The sequence below is a fragment of the Mucilaginibacter sp. genome (genome assembly GCF_035492695.1).
Lineage (GTDB): Bacteria > Bacteroidota > Bacteroidia > Sphingobacteriales > Sphingobacteriaceae > Mucilaginibacter.
Map to the genome: position 1 here is coordinate 1 of NZ_DATJJC010000011.1, position 8437 is coordinate 8437.

Genomic DNA, 8437 nt, shown 5'->3' on the forward strand with positions numbered 1-8437 from the left:
CACGGCCTATCCTATGGCAGTGTGTATCGTATGGTAAATAAAGGAATAACGAAAAAGCGGGTAGAGCCCGATAAAACAGTAGACAAAGTTGAGTTGCCTGATGATATAGCCTTACTGAAAGAACTATTACGTAAAGAGCGCTTACGGACAGAACTACTCAATAACATAATAGATATAGCAGATAAGGAGCTGGGGACCAACATCAGAAAAAAGTCTGGTGCCAGGCGGTCGGAGTAAGCATGCAATTGCGCGCACGGGGATTGCGCGAGTTGTGCAGACTGCTTGGTTACAGCTCACAGGCTTATTATCAGTATCAAAAAGCAACAGAAAGCCGGACATTTAAACAGGAAGAAGTCCTTCAGCAAGTATTGGAATGCCGCAGATTGCAGCCCCGCCTGGGCACCCGCAAACTGCTGGAGCTCATACAGCCTGCAATGGGACGTGATGCCTTCTTTGAACTGTTGCGGGATAGCGGTTTGCTGGTGCGGCGTAAGCGCAGCCGTGTGCGTACAACCTTTTCGGTGCATCGGTTCAGGAAATATCCTAACCTGATAGCAGCAATGGAGCCCAATCGCCCCAATCAACTTTGGGTAAGCGATATTACTTACCTGCGGATAAAACAGGACTTTGCTTATCTAAGCCTGATCACAGATGCCTATAGCCGAAAGATCATTGGCTTCTGTTTGAGCCATGATCTTTCTACGGATAGTTGTTTGAAAGCTTTGCGCATGGCTTTAGCTACCCGGCTCACGGATGCCCCGCTGATCCATCATTCAGACCGCGGTACACAATACTGCAGTCAGGCTTATACGCGTCTGTTAAAAAACAAAGGCATTCAAATCAGTATGACCCAAAGCGGCAATCCGCGGGATAATGCCATTGCTGAACGGGTGAACGGTATACTTAAACAAGAACTGCTGAAAGAAAGTTATGATGAACTGACGTCTGCTTATAAGGCGGTTAAAGAAGCTGTCGGTATTTACAATCAATTAAGACCGCATAGCAGCCTGGATATGCTTACACCTGAAAAAGCACATCAGCAAACCGGTGTGTTAAAGAGAAGGTGGCGGAACTACTATCCCCCTCAAAAGAGCCATCATGAAACTGTAAACCTATTGTAGCATCTAATTTTAAAGTGTAAATTAACTTCAGTATTAATCAACCAAAGCGTAAACTTTTTTTAGGACGGGTCATCATCAGGTGATCCAAAAAACTGACCTATAAGTCATAAAAGTTGATCCAAAGTGATCCGCTTTTTAAAAATAAATTCATTAATATGCTTATTATCAGTATGTTGTGTTTTAGTGGTGATCCAAACTGATACACATACACGCGTGGATCAGTGCGCAGACTGCGTTAGCGATAATAGCGGATACCGGCCTTGCGGCTAAGGCCCGGCGCAGTATGAGCGGATAGCGCGGCCCGCAGGGAACGCTATTATAAAAAGACACACAAAAAGGGAGACCAAACCGGCCTCCCTTCCTTATAGGAAGTCGCTGCTGACTATTTATCTTTATTGATCTCCTCCACAGCTGTGTCAACAGTATTGGCCGAGGCGGTATCGCCTATAGCAGTGCGTTTGGTTTTGATGTCCTGCAACATGGCAGTTAAAGGGGCTGCAACACCATACATTTTGTATTTGATGGCTGTTTCTTTGATGGCATTAATGCCTTGCTGCGCATACGCCGGGCTTTTAACAGCACCCGTCATAGCGGCAAATGTTCTGATCATGCTAAACTTGCCCTGAATCTCGGCATTGGTAAATTGTTTGTAAACAAACGGCCATTCGGCATCGCCGCCGTTGGTTGCGTAAACATGAATGATGGCCAGCGTTAAAGCGCCCTTGTTGTCTTTTTCAAAAGCTTTAGCCTGGGTTAAGGCAGCCTGCGGTTCTTGCAGCGCCAGGGCACTCAGCGCAGCCCCCTGTATAGCGTACGATTGGCTTTTCAGCGCTTCGTTAAATACGCCGAGCATACCGGGCGCTTTCAATTTACCTAATACAGTAATCGCTGCCGCACGAACCAGGGTGTTTACATCGTTTTGTGCCAGCGACAATAGGATTGGTTGTGCAGCATTCCGTACATCATCACTACTCATGTTTAAGCCCTGGATTGCTTTTATGCGCAGCCCGTAATATTTGTCTTTTAACGCGGCCAGCATTACTTTGCGGGCACCGGCATCACCTTGCTCAGGCGTGGCTTTGTCTATAGCCTCCAAACGGTCCAGGTAAAGCGGGGCATTGAAATACTGGAAAACATACTCGTCCAGCGTTTTCATATCGCGCTTTTCGGCCAGCAGAACTTTGTCGCCGTCAACATTTACCAGGTCAGGTTTTACTGCTGATGCAAAGGTTAGTGTATCGGCCTTATCATTCATCCAAACCTGATGACGCACCTTTTTGCCACCGGCATAAATGTCGATAGCCATTGGTAAAATAAAGGCTTTGCCATCCTGGGTTTGCTCCAGGTAAACAGTTTCCTTTTTAGCGGCATCATCCCATTTATAGCTGATCTTCAATTTAGGGTTGCCCGGCCCGTAATACCATTGGTTAAAGAACCAGTTCAGGTCGCGGCCGCTGGCTTCTTCTAAGGCTAAACGCAACTGCTGCGCTTCGCCGGCTTTAAAGGCATTCGTTTTAAGGTAGATGTGTAAGCCTTTATAAAAAGCATCTTTACCTAAGTAATTGCGCAGCATGTTTAAAACACGGCCGCCTTTTTGGTAGGTGACGGCATCAAAAACATCCTCCTTATCGTTGTAGTGGAAACGTACCAGGTCCTTTGTTTTATTAGTTGGATTGGCCAGATAGCTTTGCATAGCGGTGTAGCTGTGCGCATCGGCTTCATCCTGTCCGTATTTATGCTCGGCCCAAAGCATCTCACTAAAATCAGCAAACGACTCATTCACGGTCAGGTTGCTCCAGCTTTCGGCGGTTACCAGGTCGCCAAACCATTGGTGAAACAGCTCGTGCGCTATGGTACTGCGGCCGGCATCGTAATAAGCATCAATAAGCTCGCGGTGAGTTAGCTGAACATATTCGCCATGAAGCGTGGCCGATGTATTTTCCATCGCGCCGCTCACATAATCGCGCACCACGATCTGCGAGTATTTATACCAGGGATAATCAACACCCAGGGTCTTTGAGTAAAACTCGATCAGCTCTGGTGTCTGGCCGAAGATCTCTTTAGCATAAGGCGCATATTTTGGCTCCAGGTAGTAGTTAACCTCTTTGTTGCGCCATTTGTCTTTATAGATCTTGAAATCGCCCACGGCCATCATAAACAAGTAGGGCGAGTGCGGCAGCTCTTGTTTCCAGACATCGGTACGGGTACCATCACCATTTACTTTTTGCGATGCCAGCCTGCCGTTTGATAGCGTAACGTATTTGGCAGGTACGGTCATAGCTATCTCGTCGGTGGTCTTTTGTTCAGTTTTATCAATGGTAGGGAACCAGCACGACGAGCTTTCGGTCTCGCCTTGTGTCCAGATCTGGGTTGGCTTATCTTTTTCGCTGCCGTCAGGGTTAATGAAGTATAAGCCCTTCGCATCGTTAATGGCTGCGCTGCCTTTTGCATGCAGCTCGTTTGGTTTTGAAGTATAATCGATATAAACGGTATAGCTTTCGTTGTTATGATATGTTTTATCGAGCGTGATAGCCAGGCTCAGGCTGTCCTGGTATTTATATTTAAGCGGGATGTTCTTGCCGTTCTTTACAATAGATATGTTTTTAATATCCATGCCTTTGGCATCCAGACGCAGGCTGTCGGTTGGATAGAAATGCGGCTTTAAAGTAACCCATTCTTTGCCATACAGATAGCATTTTTTGTAATCGAAACGTACAGCAAGTTTGGTGTGGACAAGGTCATTAATGCGTGTTGGGGTGGCGCGGTAAATTTTCATTTCCGGGCTTTCAGCCTTCGGCGACTGGGCCATCACCGGGCCAATGCCGGCGGCAATAACCATACCCATGATCAGACCGGTTAAAGTGGTTTTTTTCATAAAAGAATAGTTCAATCAGTTGTTAAGCGAAAGTAACAGTTTTTTGCTTCAAAATGGTAAGACAATGAAGAAGCAGAATTGTTACAGCCCACACAGCCCCCTCTAACCGGTTTCATAGCGTCTCGCCCAGGGAAGACAAGACATAGTATTTTCAAATACTGAAACAAAAAAGGCCCGCTGTAAACAACGGGCCTTATATACTTTCAAAAAGATCAACTAATCTTTATCAACTAACTAACAATACTGTTCAAATGCACCGATCAGGTTATCCGCGATCATTTGTGCAGGGCGGCCTTCAATTTGATGGCGTTCAATCATGTGCACCAGTTTACCGTCTTTAAACAAAGCCATAGCTGGCGACGATGGCGGATAAGGCAACATGTAGTTACGCGCGGTATCTACAGCGTCTTTTTCCATGCCGGCAAACACGGTTACCATTTTATCAGGATGCTTTTGATTCTGGGCGGCCATTCGTGCAGCGGGGCGCGCATTGGCAGCAGCACAACCGCAAACAGAGTTTACCATTACAAACACGGTGCCCTCGCTCTCAATCGCGCTTTTTACAGCTTCGGCGTCTTTTAATTCTTCAAAACCAACGCGGGTAAGTTCCTCGCGCATTGGGGTCACTAAATATTCCGGATACATCATAACGTATGTCTATTTCAATTTTATTACATAGCAAAAATAATAAATCGGCAACATTAACGGTTTAAAATTCGTAATAATAACATCTTGCTGACAAAGACCAATACAATCAAGATGGTGTTTTGTTTTAAATTAATATTGTTTTGTGTGGGTCTTTTTATAAATTGCAAGCCCCTAATTCTTATAAATGTAAATGAAAGTTAAGCCAAAAGACGTTAGTACCATAGTTATTTTAAGTAAAAATAAACAGGGTACTAAAACAATCCAAATACGTACGCGCCATATTGCACACTTAAAATATTATGCAATGGCTTTAGTAGGGGTGATCGCATTATTAGTAGGATCGATATTTTTACTGCGTAATAGTATGCAACAGCAAGATCATGAAAAGCAATTGCTGCTTGCCCAAATCGTAAGTCTTAAAGGCCAGATACCGGTCGAACTGCAAAAACAAGCAGATCAAAACTCTGCTCAAAGTTACATACAGGCTATTGAGGGTAAGCTGAAAAAGATCAACGATTATTTAAGAAAGCGCGGTTTGAAAGGCTTTTCAACCAAGTCGGTAGGCGGCGATGCAAATATGGACAATGACAAGCTTACTGATAAAGAAATTTACATGGCTTACAACGATTATCTGACCCACCTGGTAAATAGCGTAGCCTTTACCCCGATGGGATATCCGCGCATAAGCTCAATGACCTCGGGTTTTGGCTTCAGAAGCGATCCGTTTAACTCGGCTCATGCAGAGTTTCATCCGGGTATTGACTTCAAAGGTCGCCGTGGCGATATTGCCCATTGTACTGCAAATGGCCGTGTAGTTTCTGCAGGCTGGGCCGGAGGGTATGGTAACTGTGTTCGTGTGGCGCATGCCAATGGCTTTGAAACTTTATACGGCCATTTATCGCGCATTACTGTGCATGTTGGTCAGAAACTTTCAGTAGGTGACAAAGTTGGCGAAGTTGGTTCAACGGGGCGCTCAACCGGTGCACACCTGCACTATGAAGTACGTAAGGATGGTAAGCCGGTTAACCCGGTTAAATTTTTAACCCTCAATAACTAACAACCAAACATGGGTGTTTTTTCTAAGAAAGATAAAGTAGCACTTGACCTCCAGGCCATATCTACATTAATAAGCGAAGGCAGCGTAGTAGCCGGTAATTTAACTGCTCCTGCGGTGGCCCGTGTTGACGGCCAGGTAAACGGCGACGTACAAGTGGCCGAAGGCTTGATCCTGGGCGAACAAGGTGTTATAACCGGAAACATAAACACTAAAGAAATGGTAGTTTATGGTACCGTGCAAGGTAACATCGCGGTCGAATCGCTTGAAATTAAAGGTACCGGTAAAATAACCGGTGATATATGTGCTACAACCTTATTGGTCGAAACTGGTGGTATTTATAATGGCCACCTGACCATGCAAGCAGTTGGCGTAACGCAAATTAAACAGCTCGCCTAACTCATCAAACGCGGCGGCTCATCGCCGTAAATGTGACTTGTTTATTACCAACTTATTCTGCAACTTTGCGCTGCTTATAGAGAAAGACGGAGGGATTAGACCCTGCGATGTCTTAGCAACCTGTGGCTTTACAAGGTGCTACATTCTACTCAGCTGAAACAAGCGATGAGACAGATAAGTGAAAGTCAATTCAATACCCGATTTTCGAAATAAGCAGCTTAGACGTTAGATATGAGACCTGAGATATGAGAAACCTATCTGTTCCTTTTATCCCATTTCGAAACTCCCGTTATTATTATTTGAATTGATGTAGTGCTTGCGATAATTTAATCTCATGTCTCACATCTCAATTCTTCCATCTCAACAATGAATATAAAAGAAGAACTAAAAAAACGCATACTCATTATCGATGGTGCAATGGGTACCATGATACAGCGATACCAACTGACTGAGAAGGATTTTCGTGGAGAACGGTTTAAAGATCACCCGACTGATCTGCAGGGAAATAATGACTTGCTGAATATCACCCGCCCGGATGTGATCAAAGCTATTCATGGCGAGTATTTAGCGGCCGGTGCAGATATCATTGAAACCAATACTTTCAGCACGCAGGTAATATCGCTTGCTGATTATAAAATGGAAGAACTGGCCTACGAGCTGAGCTACGAAGGCGCCCGCATTGCCCGCGAAGCTGCTGATGAATATACTGCAAAAGAACCGCATAAGCCGCGCTTTGTAGCCGGTGCTGTCGGCCCCACTAACCGTACTGCTTCTCTATCGCCGGATGTAAATGATCCGGGCTATCGCGCCGTTACCTTTGATGACCTGGCTAATGCTTATTATGACCAGGTACGTGGTTTGGTTGATGGTGGATCTGACGTGTTATTGGTCGAAACTATATTTGATACCCTGAATGCCAAAGCTGCATTATTTGCTATAGATCGTTACGCCAAAGAAACCGGCAAACATTTGCCGGTGATGATATCGGGTACTATAACCGATGCCTCGGGCCGTACCTTATCCGGGCAAACTGTTGAGGCGTTCTGGAACTCAGTGCGTCATGCCAATTTGTTATCGGTTGGTTTGAATTGCGCTTTGGGTGCTAAGGAAATGCGCCCACATATTCAGGAGCTTTCGGAAAAAGCTGATGTGTTTATATCGGCCTATCCGAACGCCGGCTTGCCGAACGAGTTTGGTCAGTACGACGAAACCGCACACGAAACTGCCCACCAGGTAGATGATTTTATGAAAGCCGGTTTGGTAAACATCGTAGGTGGTTGCTGCGGTACTACGCCCGATCACATTAAATGTATTGCGGAGCGTGCCGAAAAATACTCGCCGCGTTTGATTCCGGCGGTAGAGCCGCATATGCGCTTAAGCGGTTTGGAAGCTGTAACCATTACTCCCGAAAGTATTTTTGTAAACGTTGGCGAGCGTACCAATATCACCGGTTCACCAAAGTTCTCTAAACTTATTCTGGCCGAAAATTACGAGGAAGCACTAACCGTTGCGCGTCAACAGGTAGAAGGCGGCGCCCAGGTTATTGACATCAATATGGACGAGGGTATGATAGACTCTGAAGCCGTAATGGTGAAGTTCCTGAACCTGGTAGCGTCCGAACCGGATATTGCCAAACTGCCCATCATGATCGATTCGTCAAAATGGACAGTTATTGAGGCGGGATTAAAATGTATACAGGGTAAAGGCATCGTGAACTCTATCTCGCTGAAAGAAGGCGAAGAAAAATTCAAAGAATATGCCCGTAAGATATTAAGCTATGGTGCTGCCACAGTAGTAATGGCTTTTGATGAAACAGGTCAGGCCGATTCCTTGCAGCGCCGCATCGAGATCTGTAAAAGATCGTATGACATATTGGTTAACGAGGTTGGTTTCCTGCCGCAGGACATCATTTTCGACCCTAACATCCTGACGGTAGCTACCGGTTTGGAGGAACATAACAACTACGCGGTCGACTTTATCGAAGCCACCCGCTGGATCAAACAAAACCTGCCGCATGCTAAGGTAAGTGGTGGTGTGAGTAACATCTCATTCTCTTTTAGAGGGAACAACGTGGTGCGCGAGGCTATGCACTCAGCATTCTTATACCATGCCATTAAAGCGGGTATGGATATGGGTATTGTCAATGCCGGTATGCTTGAGGTTTATGAGGAGATTGATAAGCAATTGCTGGAATTGGTAGAGGATGTATTACTGAACCGTCGCCAGGATGCTACCGAGCGTTTGGTTGAATATGCCGACACCGTAAAAAGCAAAGGTAAAGAAGTAGTGCGCGATGAAGAATGGCGCAAAGGTACGGTAAGCGAGCGCCTGTCGCATGCA

Annotated in this window: 7 protein-coding genes and 1 riboswitch; of the genes, 5 read left to right on the forward strand and 2 right to left on the reverse strand. The window is 45.6% G+C overall.

The window, feature by feature from the left end:
• On the forward strand, nt 1–237 hold a 237-nt coding region (locus VL525_RS06730; protein ID WP_414684727.1), incomplete at its 5' end, for a hypothetical protein.
• A gap of 2 nt (nt 238–239) precedes the next feature.
• The gene (locus VL525_RS06735) at nt 240–1121 is read left to right on the forward strand and encodes an IS3 family transposase (protein ID WP_325384681.1); all 882 of its coding nucleotides are present in this window, start codon (nt 240–242) and stop codon (nt 1119–1121) included.
• A gap of 382 nt (nt 1122–1503) precedes the next feature.
• Here the strand turns inward: VL525_RS06735 and VL525_RS06740 are convergent, their stop codons facing one another.
• The gene (locus VL525_RS06740) at nt 1504–3996 is read right to left on the reverse strand and encodes a M1 family metallopeptidase (protein ID WP_325384683.1); all 2493 of its coding nucleotides are present in this window, start codon (nt 3994–3996) and stop codon (nt 1504–1506) included.
• 234 nt (nt 3997–4230) lie between these two features.
• Entirely contained in the window at nt 4231–4641 is a 411-nt protein-coding gene (locus VL525_RS06745) for a BrxA/BrxB family bacilliredoxin (RefSeq protein ID WP_325384691.1), read from the reverse strand.
• Nucleotides 4642–4948: 307 nt separating this feature from the next.
• On the opposite strand from VL525_RS06745, the gene VL525_RS06750 reads away from it, so the two are divergent.
• The 3 genes from VL525_RS06750 to metH form a co-directional block, all read left to right on the forward strand.
• Entirely contained in the window at nt 4949–5701 is a 753-nt protein-coding gene (locus VL525_RS06750; protein WP_325384685.1) for a M23 family metallopeptidase, read from the forward strand.
• A 9-nt stretch (nt 5702–5710) separates the two neighbouring features.
• A complete protein-coding gene (locus VL525_RS06755) occupies nt 5711–6097 on the forward strand; it encodes a polymer-forming cytoskeletal protein (protein ID WP_325384687.1) in 387 nt (128 codons plus the stop codon).
• Between the two features lie 71 nt (nt 6098–6168).
• Nucleotides 6169–6278, forward strand: a riboswitch (SAM riboswitch).
• Nucleotides 6279–6463: 185 nt separating this feature from the next.
• On the forward strand, nt 6464–8437 hold a 1974-nt coding region (gene metH, locus VL525_RS06760), incomplete at its 3' end, for a methionine synthase (RefSeq protein ID WP_325384689.1).

Excerpts from the sequence above, each read along its gene's own strand:
- VL525_RS06740 (WP_325384683.1), bottom strand. The coding sequence starts at position 3,996 with ATGAAAAAAACCACTTTAACCGGTCTGATCATGGGTATGGTTATTGCC.
- VL525_RS06755 (WP_325384687.1), top strand. The coding sequence starts at position 5,711 with ATGGGTGTTTTTTCTAAGAAAGATAAAGTAGCACTTGACCTCCAGGCC.
- VL525_RS06750 (WP_325384685.1), top strand. The coding sequence starts at position 4,949 with ATGGCTTTAGTAGGGGTGATCGCATTATTAGTAGGATCGATATTTTTA.
- VL525_RS06745 (WP_325384691.1), bottom strand. The coding sequence starts at position 4,641 with ATGTATCCGGAATATTTAGTGACCCCAATGCGCGAGGAACTTACCCGC.
- VL525_RS06735 (WP_325384681.1), top strand. The coding sequence starts at position 240 with ATGCAATTGCGCGCACGGGGATTGCGCGAGTTGTGCAGACTGCTTGGT.